At 43.8% G+C, this 16,948-nt stretch carries 16 protein-coding genes and 1 riboswitch; of the genes, 4 read left to right on the forward strand and 12 right to left on the reverse strand.

The annotated features are described in order from the left end of the window. The first annotated feature begins 20 nt into the window (after positions 1-20). Positions 21-602, forward strand: a complete 582-nt coding sequence (locus JFY49_RS15350) for a DUF805 domain-containing protein (RefSeq protein WP_166170643.1) — start codon at positions 21-23, stop codon at positions 600-602. 110 nt (positions 603-712) lie between these two features. After that, entirely contained in the window at positions 713-1,690 is a 978-nt protein-coding gene (locus tag JFY49_RS15355) for a mechanosensitive ion channel family protein (RefSeq protein WP_166170641.1), read from the forward strand. On the opposite strand, the gene JFY49_RS15360 is transcribed toward JFY49_RS15355, so the two are convergent. From JFY49_RS15360 to prfB, 5 genes are all read right to left on the reverse strand, one after another. Beyond that, positions 1,673-2,386, reverse strand: coding sequence for a 16S rRNA (uracil(1498)-N(3))-methyltransferase (locus JFY49_RS15360; protein ID WP_166170639.1), 714 nt, complete (start codon positions 2,384-2,386; stop codon positions 1,673-1,675). The genes JFY49_RS15355 and JFY49_RS15360 overlap by 18 nt on opposite strands. 203 nt (positions 2,387-2,589) lie before the next feature. Then, a complete protein-coding gene (locus JFY49_RS15365; protein ID WP_166170637.1) occupies positions 2,590-3,870 on the reverse strand; it encodes a 3-deoxy-D-manno-octulosonic acid transferase in 1,281 nt (426 codons plus the stop codon). A gap of 110 nt (positions 3,871-3,980) precedes the next feature. Then, positions 3,981-5,057 (reverse strand): alkene reductase, encoded by a 1,077-nt coding sequence (locus JFY49_RS15370; protein WP_166170635.1) that lies wholly within the window; start codon positions 5,055-5,057, stop codon positions 3,981-3,983. A 39-nt stretch (positions 5,058-5,096) separates the two neighbouring features. Beyond that, positions 5,097-5,399 carry an ArsR/SmtB family transcription factor gene (locus JFY49_RS15375; protein WP_166170633.1) on the reverse strand — a complete coding sequence of 101 codons (303 nt, stop codon included), beginning with the start codon at positions 5,397-5,399 and terminating at the stop codon, positions 5,097-5,099. A 232-nt stretch (positions 5,400-5,631) separates the two neighbouring features. Next, a protein-coding gene (gene prfB / locus JFY49_RS15380; RefSeq protein ID WP_143222687.1) for a peptide chain release factor 2 occupies positions 5,632-6,727 on the reverse strand; the annotation gives its coding sequence in 2 pieces (ribosomal slippage) (positions 5,632-6,654 and positions 6,656-6,727; 1,095 coding nt in all). 419 nt (positions 6,728-7,146) lie between these two features. Between prfB and JFY49_RS15385 the strand changes: the two genes are divergently transcribed. Then, positions 7,147-7,935 (forward strand): putative porin, encoded by a 789-nt coding sequence (locus JFY49_RS15385; protein WP_200223357.1) that lies wholly within the window; start codon positions 7,147-7,149, stop codon positions 7,933-7,935. Between the two features lie 173 nt (positions 7,936-8,108). Then, on the forward strand, positions 8,109-8,942 hold the full coding sequence (locus tag JFY49_RS15390) for a putative porin (protein ID WP_200223358.1): 834 nt from the start codon (positions 8,109-8,111) through the stop codon (positions 8,940-8,942). Between the two features lie 43 nt (positions 8,943-8,985). Here JFY49_RS15390 and recJ read toward each other — a convergent pair whose 3' ends face one another. The 7 genes from recJ to JFY49_RS15425 form a co-directional block, all read right to left on the reverse strand. After that, complete coding sequence (gene recJ / locus JFY49_RS15395; RefSeq protein WP_200224893.1) at positions 8,986-10,689, reverse strand: single-stranded-DNA-specific exonuclease RecJ; 1,704 nt, start codon at positions 10,687-10,689, stop codon at positions 8,986-8,988. Beyond that, positions 10,689-11,345, reverse strand: coding sequence for a pyridoxamine 5'-phosphate oxidase (gene pdxH / locus JFY49_RS15400; protein WP_166170627.1), 657 nt, complete (start codon positions 11,343-11,345; stop codon positions 10,689-10,691). The genes recJ and pdxH overlap by 1 nt, the downstream gene beginning before the upstream one ends. A 9-nt stretch (positions 11,346-11,354) precedes the next feature. Further along, entirely contained in the window at positions 11,355-12,686 is a 1,332-nt protein-coding gene (gene glmM / locus JFY49_RS15405; RefSeq protein ID WP_166170625.1) for a phosphoglucosamine mutase, read from the reverse strand. Between the two features lie 126 nt (positions 12,687-12,812). Further along, entirely contained in the window at positions 12,813-14,279 is a 1,467-nt protein-coding gene (gene guaB, locus JFY49_RS15410; protein ID WP_086196529.1) for an IMP dehydrogenase, read from the reverse strand. A 333-nt stretch (positions 14,280-14,612) separates the two neighbouring features. Then, complete coding sequence (locus JFY49_RS15415) at positions 14,613-14,978, reverse strand: YkgJ family cysteine cluster protein (protein WP_166170621.1); 366 nt, start codon at positions 14,976-14,978, stop codon at positions 14,613-14,615. A 95-nt stretch (positions 14,979-15,073) separates the two neighbouring features. Further along, on the reverse strand, positions 15,074-15,871 hold the full coding sequence (locus JFY49_RS15420) for an MBL fold metallo-hydrolase (protein ID WP_086196618.1): 798 nt from the start codon (positions 15,869-15,871) through the stop codon (positions 15,074-15,076). Positions 15,872-16,052: 181 nt separating this feature from the next. Continuing rightward, positions 16,053-16,631 (reverse strand): TMEM165/GDT1 family protein, encoded by a 579-nt coding sequence (locus tag JFY49_RS15425; protein WP_086196531.1) that lies wholly within the window; start codon positions 16,629-16,631, stop codon positions 16,053-16,055. A 74-nt stretch (positions 16,632-16,705) separates the two neighbouring features. Beyond that, positions 16,706-16,850: riboswitch (yybP-ykoY riboswitch) on the reverse strand. Positions 16,851-16,948 lie beyond the last annotated feature (98 nt).

Genomic DNA, 16,948 nt, shown 5'->3' on the forward strand with positions numbered 1-16,948 from the left:
ATTTTATTTGGAAAACGCGTATGAACCCGCACGACGACTCCTCCTTTTTTTCCCGCGTCCAACCGGCCAGGTCAGATAATCCACTCTCTCCAGAAGGTCGTTTTGGTCGTCTGAGTTCAATTGGCTGGTATGGGTTTGTGCATCTGATTGCTTTCTTTGCCACCATTGCTCTTAGCCTGACCATGGGTATCTTTAACTTTCATACCCTGTCGATGGACAATCAGTTCGTCAATACCCTGACAGGAATCGCCGGACTCGGTTTCGTAGCCATTCTGGTGCTGTATATCTATTTTCTGATCATGATTAGCATACGCCGTTTGCATGATCTGAACCGTAGTGGCTGGCTGACCCTGCTGTTCCTGCTGCCACTGGTGAATATTTTTATGGGGCTGTATTTGCTTTTGGGTTCAGGGACTAAAGGTAGCAATAAATATGGACTGCCGCGTGAAACACTGGTCTGGGAAAAAATATTGGCCTGGTTGATGATCATCCTCGCAGTTCTGAGCTTCTTGGCTTCAGGCAGCATAATATCTTATCAGTTTGGTACAGGTGAACTGGAAGTTCCCCCACAAGTCATTCAAAAAGGCACTCAATATTTCTAAAGTTGGCTGACAATTTTTGACAAAACGTCAATGAATGCTAAATATTGTCGGTTAAATTTTTGTTCAGTTTCAGGCAAAATGTCCGGCAATGATCATCATCCGGAAAACTTGTGGCTGAAAAACAAAACGCCTTGAATGAGGTAACTCAAGACACCTCTCAACTTTTGCAAGAAGCAACAGAAAAGACAGCGCAAACTGTCATTGAACATACAGCAAAATACAATGATGCCTATTCCACCATCGACAAATTTGTTGATGCCTTTTGGGAACGCCTGCCTTATTTATGTATCGCGTTGGTGGTCTTTAGCATTTTCTGGTTGCTGTCAAAACTGTTTAAGCTCTTTGTCCGTAAAGCACTTACTGACCGTAGTTACACCAAACAAAACCTGGTACTGGTGCTGAACCGTGTCGGCAGTTCTGCCATCATCTTTATCGGCTTTTTAATTGCCATGGTGATTGCCATTCCAGGTTTTACCCCGGGTCAGCTGATGAGTGCTCTGGGAATTGGTTCGGTTGCCATCGGTTTTGCGTTCAAGGACATTTTCCAGAACCTGCTCTCTGGCATCTTAATCCTGCTGGGTGAACCGTTCAAAATTGGCGATGACATTATTGTTTCGGGCATGGAAGGAACGGTTGAGGATATCCAGATTCGTGCAACCTACTTACGTTCTCCCGATGGTCGCCGCATCGTGATTCCCAATGCGACGGTATATACCAGTGCCGTGATTGTAAACACGGCCTATCAACGCCGTCGTTGTGAATTTGTGGTGGGGATTGGTTATGAAGATGATGTACAAAAAGCCAAGAGCATTATCTTAAGCATTTTAGATAAAGACCCGACCATTTTGAGCCAGCCTGGATTTGCAGTAAACGTCAATGCACTTGCAGACTTCTCGATTAACCTGAATGTACGTTGGTGGGTCGATACTACAGAAACCACCACCGCAGGTTCAATCAGCGAAGTTCAGGAACGCGTGATTAAAGCCTTTGCTGAACATGAAATTTCGATTCCTTATCCGGTACAGGAAGTCAAAATCTATCGTGGCAATGACACGACAGAACTCGCTGAATCAGCACGTGCTAAATAAGCGGCCCAATATGTAAGGAATTACCGTTTCGGTCCGAATAATACGGTTGCCCAGGCTGACTGCCTGGCAGCCGTTTTTTATGAGTAAATCAATTTCATAAGGGATAAAACCGCCCTCTGGGCCAATTACGATGGTACAGGGATGATCAATGGCAAAAGGCATGGATTGCTCTACATAAGGATGGGCTACATAAGCAGGACATTCTGCCGTAATTAAACCGGGCAGCACATCTTCAACAAAAGGTTTAAAGCGTTTATGGATTTCAATTTGCGGTGCAACCGTATCCCCTGCCTGTTCCAGACCCAGTGTGACATAATGATCCAGCTGCTGTAGAAATGGGGTTTGCCAATAGCTTTTATCCACACGATAGCTATGCAGCAAAATCATTTTTTCCACCCCCAGGGTCACGCTATCCATAATCAGGCGGCGCAGCACTTTCGGACGTGGCATAGCGACAATTAAAGTTACTGGCAACTTGGCTGGAACATCTTCTTCTTTGAGCGGTTTTAATCTTATAGCGTGTTCGGTCACTTCCACAATTTCGGTGAGATAGCGTTTTCCCTCACGAATACCCACTTTAAGCGTATCACCTACAGTAATCTCTAGATGTTGCTGTAGATGCTCTAACTGACGTTTGCTGGTAATAGACCAGTATTCAGATTCAGTTTGGCGTGGGTCAAGGAGGACAATATTCATAATCTTCTGCTAAAGAATCATTCAACATATTAGGATACGCGGAAGGCGACAGGGATGTCGCCCGCTGATCTGTACAGCATGGATGCTGTCTCAGATCAGCAAAGGATTTTTGCTACTTTTGATCCCTCAAAAGTAGAGATTGCCTACGAATCAGCATTTAAACTTTTCTGTAAAAATGAGGCCGTATGGTGCATTTGAAATATTTAAATATACTGATCAATCACCGCAATATGTTTGGCTAAAGAACCCTTGTTCTGCAACATAATTTTCTGCGCGTGCTGGTTCAGCTGCTCTGCAGCGCTGTGATCATTTAACAGCTCCATCAAAACCTTCACCGCCTGCTCTGCATCTTCTACGACTTTCACACCCTCTACTGCGACAAATTTATCAACAATGGTCTGGAAGTTAAAATAATTTTTACCCAAAACCGTCGCTACATTTAAAGCAATCGGCTCCAGAATATTATGTCCGCCACCCGGTTCATTCAGCGAACCGCCAACAAAGCCAGCTTGGCTAAGTGCATACCACAGCCACATTTCCCCCATCGAATCGGCTAAATAGACTTGGGTATCTAACTGAATAGCTTCCCCTGCACTGCGACGACTGGTTTTTAGATTCAGATTTTGCGCAAGCTGAAACACTTCATCAAAGCGTTCCGGATGACGTGGCACCACAATGACCAGCAATTCTGGATGTTGTGCCAGATAAGGCTTGAAAGCCGTTAACAGTTTTTGTTCTTCAGGAGCATGGGTACTGGCAAGGGTGATGATTTTACGTGCCGATAAATGCCAGTCCTGTTGCAATTGCTGTGCCTGTTGAATAAAACTGTCCGGTGCATGAATATCAAATTTAATGCTGCCCAATACCTGACTTTTATTGGTTGCCATGCCCAAATTACGGTAACGATCTAAGGTCGCCTGATCTTGAGCCAGCAAATGTTCCAAACCCTTCAGCATGCCTTGGGTCAGTCCTTGAACCTTAGCATAGCCTTTGGCCGATTTTTCTGAAAGTCGGGCATTAATCAGTAAACATGGCACTTTAAATTGCTGTGCCTGATCGATTAAATTCGGCCAGATTTCAGTTTCTACCAAAGCCAATACTTTGGGCTGATATTTTTGATAAAACGTCTGGACTAATTTTTTCTGATCGGCAGGCAAATACACGGCCTGAAACAAATGTTCATAAGGTGCTTTTAGAAATAGTGACTTGGCCCGAGCCTGACCCGTCTTGGTGGTATTTGTGACCAGTACCGGATGGCCAAGTTTGAGGTAATGTTCAATTAAAGGCTGGGCTGCGTTGGTTTCTCCAACCGACACCACATGAAACCAGATCGAATGCAGGTTTTTCGGCGGTTGAAATGGACCAAAGCGCTCAAGACATTCTTGTTGCAATTGCTCCGTATTCAGCGCACGTTTTTTAATCTGCCATTTATACAATGGCTTAATTAGAGTAAGTGCCGCGTTGTACCAAAAAGGAGTAGCCAAACAAGTTGCCTCAAATCATGTTCAATCGGCAAAATATAACAGAGCAGCCTTCACATGTTAATGAATTCTGCTCTGTGACATCATTTATTCTATTTTATGGAAGTAGCTGCTTAACTTTCAGCAAGCTGTTTATTCAGGAATGGATAGTCAATATAGCCTTCTGCCACATCGGTTCCAATCATGTTTTCCAGTTTCAATTCATTCAGTGGTTCATCTTCCACCAAACGCTCAAACAGGTCTGGATTGGCAATATAAGCCTTACCGAAAGACACCGCTTCCGCTTTACCTGATGCCAGCAGCTCAAGCGCATCTTCACGGCTTAAACGCATATTGGCAATATACGGCACACCGTTGGAACGCGCTTTCATGTCTAGGCTGATGCTGTCATCGGCCAGATATTCACGGGTAAAGAAAAAGGCAATTTGACGTTTACCCAATTCTTGCATGACATAACCAAAGGTTTCTTTAGGATTGGCATCACCCATATCGTGCTCATCGCCACGCGGTGCCAGATGTACACCGACACGACCTGCGCCCCACACTTCAATCAGTGCATCTACAACTTCTAATAAGAAGCGGGCACGGTTTTCAGCAGAACCGCCATATTCATCTTCACGCAGATTGGTTTTGCTTTGCAGGAACTGGTCAATTAAATAACCATTGGCGGCATGCAGTTCTACCCCGTCAAAACCGGCCGCTTTGGCTTTAATTGCGGCTTGTTTGTATTGTTCGGTAATGGCATGGATTTCTGAAATTTCCAGGGCACGTGGCACCACATATTCACGTTTCGGACGCAGCAGGCTGACATAGCCAGCTTGCTTCACATTACTGGCTGAAACTGGTGTTTCACCTTTTAACAGATCAGGATGGGAGACACGTCCCACATGCCACAACTGCGCTACGATCAAACCGCCTTTACCATGCACCGCATTGGTAACCAGTTTCCAGCCTTCTACCTGTTCATCGGTAAACAGACCCGGGGTTTTTTCATAACCGTTGGCTTCTTCTGAAATCACTGTCGCTTCGGAGATGATTAAACCTGCGCTAGCACGCTGTGCATAGTACTCCGCCATCATGGCCGTCGGAACACGGTCTGCTGTAGCACGGCTACGTGTCAGTGGTGCCATCACCACACGGTTTTTAAGTTTGAGTTCACCAAATTGAATTGGGGTAGAAAAATCTGTCATCAAGCCATCCTCTTACAGCTGGCCTGGACTAATTAAAGTCTAAAGCGCATGCTGTAAATGTTGTAAAAATTCCTGAATCAGTGCTTCATTACGAGAGAAATAAGACCATTGGCCATATTTGGTCACCTGAATCAGTCCTGCTTGTTGCAACACCGATAAGTGATTGGACATGGTGGATTGAGAAATATCCGCGATTTTTTCCATCTGCCCTGCACATACACCACGACTAAAATCATTGCCACATTCTTCAGTGGAAATGAAACGTTCAGGTTCTTTTAAACATTGCAGAATCTGACGTCGAATCGGGTTGGCTAAGGCTTTATAAATCGCTTCTGTGTCCATCTCATTTCACTCATGTTCATGATCAGCACTTTCGCAAAAATCATTATATCGAATTTATGCGATATTAATATCGAAAATTATCGATATTATGAGTCATTTTGTAAATTGCTGTCATTTTATCCAAATCCAGATCATTCTAGCATTGTCTGGTCAGGGGCATTCATCCTGCTGATCGACAAATGTTAAAGCTAAAAAAGCAGAGGACCCGCCTCTGCTTTTCCACGCAATAAACTTATAGACCCTGTTTCAGGCTGGCTTCAATAAATTTATCCAGATCACCATCCAGTACTGCACCAGTATTCGAGGTTTCTACACTGGTACGCAAGTCTTTAATACGCGAGTCATCCAGTACATATGAACGAATCTGGCTGCCCCAGCCGATATCAGATTTGGTATCTTCCAGCGCCTGCGCCGCTTCATTACGTTTGCTCATCTCTAATTCATAGAGTTTGGCACGTAACTGTTTCCAGGCATGGTCACGGTTGGCATGTTGTGAACGCTGGTTCTGACAGGCCACTACAATACCGGTTGGTGCATGGGTTAAACGTACCGCAGAGTCGGTTTTGTTAATGTGCTGACCACCAGCACCGGATGCACGATAAGTATCGGTACGTACATCTGCCGGGTTAATATCAATTTCAATGTTGTCATCCACTTCTGGCGATACAAACACGGCAGAGAATGAAGTATGACGACGGTTACCCGAGTCAAATGGCGATTTACGCACTAAACGGTGTACACCAGATTCGGTACGCAGCCAGCCATAGGCATACTCGCCTTCCACACGAATGGTCGCCGATTTAATTCCGGCCACATCACCGTCAGATTCTTCCATCACTTCGGCTTTAAAGCCATGACGTTCAATCCAGCGCAAGTACATACGAAGCAGCATTGAAGCCCAGTCCTGTGCTTCCGTACCGCCTGAACCAGCCTGAATCTCCACGTAACATGGATTCGGGTCCATCGGATTACTGAACATACGGCGGAATTCAAGTTTTGCCAGTTCCGCTTCTGCAACATCAAGTTCAGCCTGAACATCCTCCAGCATGGCTTCTTCGTCCGCTTCTACAGCAAGATCAAGCATGGCTTGGGCATCTTCAAGCTGAGTAGCTAAACCATCCAGTACATTCAGTACATTCTCAAGCTCGCCTTTTTCTTTGGCCATGGCTTGGGCACGGCTTTGGTCATTCCAGATCGCCGGATCTTCCAGTTCACGCAGAACCTCTTCTAAACGTTCCTTTTTCAGATCGTAGTCAAAGATACCCCCGTAATGTCAGACCACGGTCGTTTAAGTCTTTTAATTGGTTTAGATAAGGATTAATTTCCACGTGAATTACTCTCAATCAGAATATTAGGCTTAAATAGCCATCAATTATAACACAGAGCATCGATGCAGTTTTAGAGGGCTTTAATTCAATAACAATTGAGCAAATAATGCATAAAAACAGCTTATAAAAAACACTTAATCAGGAGAGCATTTTTAAGATTCAAATCATTTTTATGTTACAAAATACTCGGTTTTTTATGTAAAAAACGTCTAAATTCATAAAACCTCCACAATTTTAATAAAACAAAACATTTTAATATTTTTATATTTTTCAAATACTTGTTAAAAATAAATTACACAATATTACCTTAGAAACATTTCTGTAACCTTGGGTGGATTGACCTAGTTTTGTTTTGCTCTAGACTAAAAGTTGTAACAAAAAATGTATTATTTTTAACCGAAATTTGAGGGGTAGTATCCATGAAAAAATTAGCCATTGCTTCAGCACTTCTTTCTGCTCTAGCAGTCACAGGTACAGCCAATGCCTACCAGGCCGAAGTCGGTGCAGCAGCAGCTTATATTGATCCAGACAACGGCAGTTCAGGTAGTGCCTTCGGTGTAGATGGTACTTATTACTTTAACCCCGTACAAACTCGTAATGCGCCACTTGCAGAAGCGGCATTCCTTGACCGTGCCAGCAACGTCAATGCACACGCAACATTTGCCGATCGTGGCGATGTAGATGACAACACTTATGGTGTGGGTGCTGAAGTTTATGTTCCAAACTCAGATTTCTATCTGGGTGGTGATGTAAGCCGTAACAATACTGAATATCGTGATGTATTGGGTCAAAAATATGACTTTGATACCACTTATTATTCTGCTGAAGTCGGTTATCTTCCAGCACCAGGCCTATTAATTGCCGCTGGTGTAAAAGGATATGACAACGACAATGATGATGGTGTAGATCCTACAGTTCGTGCCAAATACGTGACCCAGCTGAGTAATGGTAAAGATATCAACCTTGAAGCAGGCGCATCATTTGGTGATCTAGACGAGTTCAATCTTGCTGCCGATTACTTCATTGATAAATCATTAAGTGTTGGTGCGGATTACTACAACGACGACTTAACTGATCAAAATGAATTTGGCATTAATGCGCGTAAATTCTTTAACCAACAAGTCAGCCTTGAAGGTCGAGTTGGTTTCGGTGAAGTGGGTAATAACGACTACAACTCATTCGGTGTAGCTGCTAAATACCGCTTCTAAGCGTGCCTTAACTCCTTTTCATCAAGTGGCCCATCTTCGGATGGGCCACTTTTTTGCTCTGTAATAAAGCATTTAGATAGTTTTTGCACATTGACGGGGCAAATATAAACTGTACACTTTGTTACAACTGTTCAAGAAACAGTCATATTTTTATAACAAAGAGAGAAATCTAAATGCTTAAAAAACTTGCTCTTGCTACAGCACTTTTGGCTAGCCTAGGAACTGCACATGCTTATCAAGCTGAAATTAATGCTGCATATGAAAATACCGACATTGATGACAGTAACGACATTGATACTTATGCAATTGGCGGGAAATATTATTTAAATGGGGTTCAAGTTAGAAATGCTCCTCTAGCTGAAGCAGCTTTTTTAGGCAAAGCAAGCAATATCGTTCTTGGCTATGCCAATGCCCGTACTGATGATGATTTTGCAGATTTAGAAATTGATACTGTAGGTATTAATGGTGAATTCTTTATCCCTAACTCACAGTTTTATGTTTCTGGAAGCTTAAATCGTGCTGAAGTGACTGTTGAAAGTGAATTTGCTAAAGCATCTGATGACAATACAGGTTATGCAATTGAAGCAGGTTACCTACCAGTTAACGGCTTACTGTTAGCTGCAGGTGTTTCTAAAGAAAACATTGATCCAGTATATGTTTCAAAAAATGGTTTCATAGACACTTTTACCAATCTAGCCTCTGTAGCAGATGAGACTGCTGTGACTTTGCGCGCAAAATACGTCACTCAAATTGGCAATCATTTTACCAATTTTGAGGGAGCAACATATTTTGGAGATGAAACTGCATATCGTCTAGGTGCAGACCTTTACCTCGATCCTACACTTAGTGTTGGTATTTCCTTCGCTGACTCAACGATTGAAGATTCAGATACCATTTTCAGTATTCGTGGTCAGAAATTCTTTACTCCAGTCATTGCTGCCGGTATGAATTACACGACAACTGATGGTGGGGACTCTTTTGGAATCAACGGTACTTTCCGCTTTTAAGCTTTAAGATTAAAAACAAAAACCGCTCAATTGAGCGGTTTTTTTATTGTTCCAAATGGATCACGCGTAGTTGTAAACTGACGTTGCCATTAAATTCATTTTTATCAATTTCATAGACCAGTCGTACACTGCCCTGCATGGCATCAAATTCAAACTTGTCACGTGCATTAAAGGCGATGGCTTCCACAATTTGACCATCTTGCAAAGCCAGACGCAGCTTTAAATGCATTTCTTTCAGCCAGCGATAATCCAGAACCTTAAATATCCCTTCAAAAATCGGCGATGGAAACTTTTGCCCCCAGGGGGTTAAATTTTGCAGAAAATCGACTGTTTCAATGTGAAAATGTTCTGTCGGTAATTCACCATCAGTCCATAAAGTGGCCTGAAACAGTGACTCATCCATATTTGAAATTAAAGCCTCAAAGACCTGCTTAAATTCATCAAAATGCTGTTTCTGAATGGTCAAACCGGCAGCGGCGGCATGTCCGCCAAAATGGCTGACCAAATGGGGATACTGCTCGGCAATCATTTCAATCGCATCGCGTATATGTACGCCCTCTATAGAACGGGCAGAGCCTTTAATATGTATACCATCTTCATCGGAGGCAAAAACAATACTGGGGCGATGAAACTGTTCTTTTAAGCGACCGGCCACAATCCCAATCACGCCCTGATGCCAATGTGGCTCAAACAGAATGAGCACAGCTGGTAAATGCTCTTGGTCCAGCTCCAGCTGAGTAAGCTCAGACAAAGCCTCCTGTTTCATCTGGCTCTCGACCTGTCGGCGCTCAGTGTTCAATTGATTTAATTGTTGTGCCAAGGGATAAGCGGTTTGCAGATCGGCAGCCAGCAGACATTCAATCCCTATGTCCATGGTTTCCATGCGTCCAGCCGCATTAATCCGTGGTCCCAGAACAAAACCCAAATCTTGAGCATTTAAAGAAGCTGGATCACGTCCGGCAATATCCAGCAATGTGCTAATTCCCGCACGACACTGATTTTGCCGTATGCGCTTGACCCCGGCATCGACCAGAATACGGTTGTTATAATCCAGGCTGGCCACATCGGCATAAGTGCCTAAAGCTACCAGATCGAGATATTGGGCCACTTTTGAGGTCGATTTTCCTAATTGGCTGCGATAACTGGACAAATTGGCGAGCAGGTAAAATGCCACCCCGACCCCAGCCAAAGCCTTGCTGGGGAATTCACAGCCCAACTGGTTCGGATTGACCACAGCTTCGGCTTTAGGCGTTTCTTTGGTGGTCAGGTGATGATCAGTAATAATCACCTGCATGCCATGTGCTTGTGCCTGTTCCACCCCGGCATGGCTGGAAATACCATTATCTACCGTAATCAAAAGGTCAGGCGTGAAATTGGCAAAAGCCAGGTCGGCAATTGCAGGCGTCAGTCCATAACCATATTTAAAACGATCCGGCACCAGATACGCGACATTCGCGCCCATATCCCGCAAAGCTAAAATCATCAATGCCGTACTGGTGGCCCCATCGGCATCATAATCTCCCACAATGACAATTTTCTTTTGCTGATCAATGGCCTGATCCATCAACTGAATGGCAGCATCCAAACCTTTCATGGTCGGCGCTAAAAGATGCTTCAATTTCAGTTCAAGTTCTTGTTCCGATTGCACACCACGGCGCGCTAAAATTTGCGCAATAAACGGTGACACGCCCTGGAAGTTTTCAGGGCGTGTAATGAACGGTCTTTGCTGAATCAGTGTTTTTGGCATTAAGGCATGAGTCGTTGTAAGTTCCACTTACCGTCGATTCTTTCATAACACAAGCGGTCATGTAAACGGTTAGGACGACCTTGCCAAAATTCATAATAATCCGGTTGCAGGCGATAGCCGCCCCAGAATTCAGGTTTTGCCAATTCTGCTTTATCGCTCACCTGATCTTGCAAAATCTGAAAACGAGTCTGTAGTTCCTCACGACTGACAATCACACCACTTTGTGGCGTACTGATATGCGCTGCAATCTGGCTGTCTCGCGGGCGTTTATGATAATAATCTGTTGATTCCTCTAAAGAGATTTTTTCAACGCGGCCGCCGACACGAATTTGGCGTTCTTGCTCAGGCCAATAAAACAACAGTTCGGCATAGGGATTGTCTGCCAAATCCAGGCCTTTTTGACTGTCGTAATTGGTATAAAAATCATAACCTGCTTCAGTCGCACCACGTAATAATAGGGTACGCACATGCGGACGGCCTTGTGCACTCGCAGTTGCGAGCGACATGGCATAGGGTTCATGCAGTTGTGCTTCTAAAGCATGGTTAAACCAATTCAAGAATTGCTCATGCGGATTTTCAGCCACATGAGTTTCGTGTAATTCCCCTTTCTGGTAACTCAAGCGCAGTTCGCTCAAGTCTTTAATCAGATCACTCATATTGTTCCCTTATACTGCGTTAGAACGTACACTGTCTGCAAGCTGATTGGCCAAAGCCGTGACTTCTTGCAGATCATCCCCTTCAACCATCACCCGAATGACCGGTTCCGTTCCTGACTTACGAATCAGTAAACGACCACGGCCTTTTAATTGTGCTGCAGCCCGATCAAATTCAGCCACCAATGCAGGCACAGCATACGGGTCAAACATTTGTTGCAAACGTACATTTACCAAGACATTTGGCAATAAATGGAAACCTTCAACCAGTTCATGTAAGGCTTTCTTCTGTTCGACCATGACAGTCAATACCTGCAAGGCAGCTATAATCGCATCGCCTGTGGTACTTTTATCCAGCGTCAGAATATGTCCTGATGGTTCACCACCAATAGCCCAGCCATTTTCATCCAGGGCTTGTAGCACATAACGGTCACCCACGCTGGCACGGACAAATGGAACCTGGGCTTTTTCCAAAGCCAATTCAAGTGCCATATTGCTCATGACCGTACCGACAATGCCTGCCGGCTTTTTCGAGCCCTGTGTTGCCAGAATATATAAAATATGATCACCAGTAATTTGCTGACCGCTTTTATCCACCATAATCACACGGTCTGCATCGCCATCAAAGGCAATACCCAAATCTGCCTGATGTTCAAGCACGGCTTTTTGCAGGTTTTCCGGATGGGTCGAACCACAGTCCTGATTGATGTTTAGGCCATCCGGTTCATTATAAAGTGCTACGACTTTGGCGCCCAGTTCCTTAAACACCGATGGCCCCACGTTATAGGCAGCACCATTGGCACAGTCCACCACAATTTTCAGGTTACTGAGGTCAAAATGGTAAGGGAAAGTCGATTTACAGAATTCAATGTAACGGCCATTGGCATCTTTTACACGCACACTTTTACCCAGGTTTGCGGTATCTTCAATTTTGAGTTCGTTTTCGAGCTCTTTATTGATCGCATCCTGTAATTCATCCGGCAGTTTTTTACCTTCGCTAGAGAAGAATTTGATTCCATTATCAAAATAAGGATTGTGTGAAGCTGAGATCACAATCCCCAAGCTGGCATGTAAAGCACGGGTTAAATGGGCAATCGCAGGGGTAGGTAAAGGACCAAGCAAATGCACATATACACCCGCCGCATTGAGACCGGCCTGTAATGCAGATTCTAAAATATAGCCTGATAAACGCGTATCTTTACCCAACACAACAATTGGTTTTTTCTTATTACTGAACTGTTTTAAAACCTTACCTGCCGCAAAACCTAACTTCAAGGCAAATTCAGGTGTAATTGGAAGCTCCCCAAACTTTCCACGAATTCCATCTGTTCCAAAATAACTCATTTTCTACTCACTTCTTATACATTTATGGGGAAATTAACCATCCCATTTTCATGCAAATACTTTACACCAAAATCAAAAAAGCCGTCATATAAATGACGGCTTTTTCATGAGGTTGATTACTAAAAATCAACCAACACGGTAGTTCGGTGCTTCTTTAGTAATGGTCACATCATGTACGTGTGATTCAGACATACCAGCTGCAGTGATTTTCACAAACTTGGCATTTTGACGAAGATCGTTCACGGTTGCAGAACCGGTATAACCCATAGAAGAACGCAGGCCACCCATCATTTGATGAACGATATTACCCATAGGGCCTTTGTAAGGTACGCGACCTTCAATACCTTCTGGTACAAGTTTTTCCTGACCGGCTTTAGCGTCCTGGAAATAACGGTCAGCAGAACCTGTTGCACCCGCCATTGCACCCAATGAACCCATACCACGGTAAGCTTTGTAATAACGGCCCTGGAAGAATTCTACTTCACCCGGTGCTTCTTCAGTACCAGCCATCAATGAACCGACCATGATAGTGCTTGCACCGGCGCCAATTGCTTTCGCCATATCGCCAGAGAAGCGGATACCGCCATCTGCAATCAAAGGAATCTGGTCTTTCAATGCATTGGCAACGCTGTCAATCGCAGAAATTTGTGGCATACCAATACCGGCAACAATACGTGTAGTACAGATCGAACCAGGACCGATACCGACTTTTACCGCATCCGCACCGGCATCAAGAAGCGCAAGTGCAGCATCACCAGTGGCAATGTTACCGCCAATCACCTGAACTTGCGGATAGTTGGCTTTGACCCAGCGAACACGTTCAATCACGCCTGCAGAGTGACCATGAGCTGTATCGACAACAATGGCATCTACACCTGCTTCAACCAGTGCTTCAACACGGCTTGGTGTTTCTGCGCCAGTACCGACTGCCGCACCGACACGTAGACGACCGAGGTCATCTTTACAGCTGTTTGGATAAAGTTCCGCTTTACGGAAATCAGTGACCGTAATCAAACCTTTCAGTTCGTTGTTATCACCTACCACCAGTACTTTTTCAATGCGATTTTTTTGTAGAAGTGCCTGGATATTTTCTTTTGATTCGTTTTCACGAACAGTCACCAGACGGTCCTGACCGGTCATGATATTGCTGACAGGTTGTTCCAGATTGGTTTCGAAACGTGTATCACGACCCGTCACAATACCGACAACCTTGCCATCTTTAACCACAGGCACACCGCTGATGTTGTTGGCTTGAGTGATTGCGATCAGTTCACGAACCGTGGTTTCTGGCGTTACGGTGATAGGATCTTTCACCATACCCGCTTCAAATTTTTTCACACGGCGTACTTCTGCAGCTTGCGCAGCAATGTCCATGTTTTTGTGCAAGATACCAATACCACCATTTTGCGCCATTGCAATTGCCATACGGGATTCAGTCACCGTATCCATAGCTGCTGACACAAGAGGAATATTCAGGTTAATGCCACGAGTAAGGCGTGTCTTTAAGGAGACATCTTTTGGGAGAACAGTTGAGTAGGCAGGGAGTAATAAGACATCATCGAAGGTTAAAGCTTCTTGAACGATGGTCAACATAACAGTCTCACTGGTAATTTCCGTGCGCTATTATAAACAAAAAAAACAATTTTATTCATGCTTATTTCAGGCAGCAATGTAAAATAAATTTAGATTACTGAATATTATTGGGTTTTTGAATTTAAATACCGCAATTCGGGCTGAATTTCCTGATCAGTATTTCATTCAGACTGGACAACAAAAAACCTCGCGCTATATCACCTAGACACCGCAAGCCCCGCTAACCAGTGCAAAAGGCTCTAATCGTGGCTTTACCCATCAAAACCGTGTGTTTTTAAATAAAAAAGCAGAGCCAGGGCCCTGCTTTTTTATTCTGAGATGACGAATCACGATCTAGCTGACACGTTCAAAACTATCATCATTCTCGGCATCCTCTACCCTAATCTGGATAAAGGGAATCATATTGTGGGCCATACGGGCCTTGTTGCATTGTTCATCGGCAATTTGCACTTCTTTACACGAGGAACTGCGCAGCTGGTACATGCCACAACTGACCTGTTCACCTATGCTGCCTTCTAGCGCGATACAGCGTGGATTTTTTTGATTGGTTCCTGCCATGCATGAATAGACTGCTGTGACAGGTTCAGTATAATTTTCGGGCATTGGAATTCCCTCTGCCCAATAAAATGAAACCCGAAAATAGGCGCAACATGCGCCACAGCTTAAACATGCATCCTGTGCAGGAACTTGAGACAACATTTCTTATAAATTCTCGTCATCAAAAAAGTTTTTGGGGATAGAAAATATAAAAAATGTTGTTTTTTGACTCAAGAAAAATTTTGTATTTTCTTGAACTATTCAGGACAGGTAAATACGCTTTCGTCCATCAGGTCGGTGCCGCATTCCAAGGTTTCAATCCAGTCCAAAAATTGATGGATCTGCTCTTTGCCAATAAATGGCGTGCCATGCTGTGGCACAATCATTTCCACATCCATGCTACGAACCATTTGTACCCACAGACGGATCACTTTATTGCAACACATATAGCGTTGATGAAAGCCTTTCATCTTCGGAATATGCGCAGCAAAATTTTCCAGCGGTTTAGAGACATCATCTACCATGGATGCGCCCATATCACCAGAAAACAGAATTTTGGCAATCGGATCATAAAACTGGAAATTACCGACCGAATGCAGAAAATGTGCCGGAACGGCAACAATGCTCGATTCACCCAACGGAATCACCTGACCATGGTCAGGCAGCTCAACCAGACGATCCAGCCAGTTCCCTTTCATCCGGTCGCTCATGAAAGCCGAGCTCAAATGTGGCAAGAAACGTGCCCATAATTTTGATGCTACTATTTTGGCCTCGGTATAGACCAGCCAGCGTGGCATAGAAGTAATAATGTCGGGGTCCTGATGGGAGGCCATGACATAATCAAGATTGGTTAGACGGGTATATTTGTTCAGCTCCATGGTCAATGGAACATAGGTCAAGTCGCCCCCTGGATCAAGCACTGCAGCACGTTCATGATCCAAGATTAGAAACTGGTTTGCCTGTACACCTTCACCTTTCACTAAACTGGTAAAACTAATACATTTATGCGTACCATTATCAAATAGTACCTGTGATGTGGTGCGATCAAACGCCATACCCATTCCCCAAAATATCGTTTTTAAACTAAATTTTTAATTCCTCTCAACATATAGGGATTCATGGAAATTTACAACAAAATAACATCTGAATACTGGTAGATTTATCAGTAAATTGTGCGGTATTTCTCAATAAAAAATCCCGACAAAAATGCCAGGATTTTTTTAATGCTATTCAAATTTAAAAGAAATAATGTTGTACTAGTGCCGCCACACCTATCACTAAAAACACAACTGCACCAATTTTATGAATCAGTGAAATCGGTAGTTTTTCTGCCAGTTTGTTACCAATAAAGACCGCAGGAGCATTGACCAGCATAATGCCCAGTGTAGTTCCCAATGTTACCCAGCCAACACTGTCAAAGCGCGCGGCAAGGGCCACGGTAGCAATCTGGGTTTTATCACCAATTTCTGCCAGAAAGAATAAAACAAACGTGGCACTAAAGACGCCATATTTTTGCCATTTATTAATACTTTCAGTTTCATCATCCAGTTCATCTGGAATCAGCATCCAGGCCGCCATCCCAATAAATCCAAGAGAAACAATCCATAACAATACGGTCGGGCTCAGAACAGTGGTAATCCATTGACCCAGTACAGCGGAAACACCATGGTTGACCACGGTCGCCAGAAAAATTGCAATCAGAATGGGTACAGGTTTACGGAAACGCGCGGCCAGCAGTAAAGCCAGCAATTGAGTTTTGTCACCCATTTCAGACAAGGCAACAACAGCTAAAGAAATCAGGAAGGCTGAAAGCATGATGTATTTCTCTGGCTAGCATAATAAAACCTGTGACTCACCCCTCCTGCTAGCCAAATTGAGCAGAGTGGTAAATCAAAGGTCTTGCCAACAAAAAGAAAATCATGATCAAAAGATCATTTGGTTCTTTGCTATGATGACCATGTTCTGTGGAACAATTATGTTGACCATCACCTTTTTACATTGCGTAAAAAGCGGCTACTCCCCAATGAAGTGCATGCATTTTAAGCTGAAAGATAAAAATTTTCAAATGACTTTAAAAATATCATTTCAGGATAATGCTAAACATTGCTACTCATGACAAAAATTGCATTAAA

Origin of the sequence: Acinetobacter sp. CS-2, from assembly GCF_016599715.1 — a bacterium.
In the GTDB taxonomy this organism is placed as follows: domain Bacteria; phylum Pseudomonadota; class Gammaproteobacteria; order Pseudomonadales; family Moraxellaceae; genus Acinetobacter.

Coding starts and splice junctions, on each gene's coding strand:
- JFY49_RS15350 (WP_166170643.1), top strand. CDS start 21: ATGAACCCGCACGACGACTCCTCCTTTTTTTCCCGCGTCCAACCGGCC.
- JFY49_RS15360 (WP_166170639.1), bottom strand. CDS start 2,386: ATGAATATTGTCCTCCTTGACCCACGCCAAACTGAATCTGAATACTGG.
- JFY49_RS15370 (WP_166170635.1), bottom strand. CDS start 5,057: ATGACAGATTTTTCTACCCCAATTCAATTTGGTGAACTCAAACTTAAA.
- JFY49_RS15375 (WP_166170633.1), bottom strand. CDS start 5,399: ATGGACACAGAAGCGATTTATAAAGCCTTAGCCAACCCGATTCGACGT.
- JFY49_RS15385 (WP_200223357.1), top strand. CDS start 7,147: ATGAAAAAATTAGCCATTGCTTCAGCACTTCTTTCTGCTCTAGCAGTC.
- JFY49_RS15390 (WP_200223358.1), top strand. CDS start 8,109: ATGCTTAAAAAACTTGCTCTTGCTACAGCACTTTTGGCTAGCCTAGGA.
- recJ (WP_200224893.1), bottom strand. CDS start 10,689: ATGCCAAAAACACTGATTCAGCAAAGACCGTTCATTACACGCCCTGAA.
- pdxH (WP_166170627.1), bottom strand. CDS start 11,345: ATGAGTGATCTGATTAAAGACTTGAGCGAACTGCGCTTGAGTTACCAG.
- glmM (WP_166170625.1), bottom strand. CDS start 12,686: ATGAGTTATTTTGGAACAGATGGAATTCGTGGAAAGTTTGGGGAGCTT.
- guaB (WP_086196529.1), bottom strand. CDS start 14,279: ATGTTGACCATCGTTCAAGAAGCTTTAACCTTCGATGATGTCTTATTA.
- JFY49_RS15415 (WP_166170621.1), bottom strand. CDS start 14,978: ATGTTGTCTCAAGTTCCTGCACAGGATGCATGTTTAAGCTGTGGCGCA.
- JFY49_RS15420 (WP_086196618.1), bottom strand. CDS start 15,871: ATGGCGTTTGATCGCACCACATCACAGGTACTATTTGATAATGGTACG.
- JFY49_RS15425 (WP_086196531.1), bottom strand. CDS start 16,631: ATGCTTTCAGCCTTCCTGATTTCTTTAGCTGTTGTTGCCTTGTCTGAA.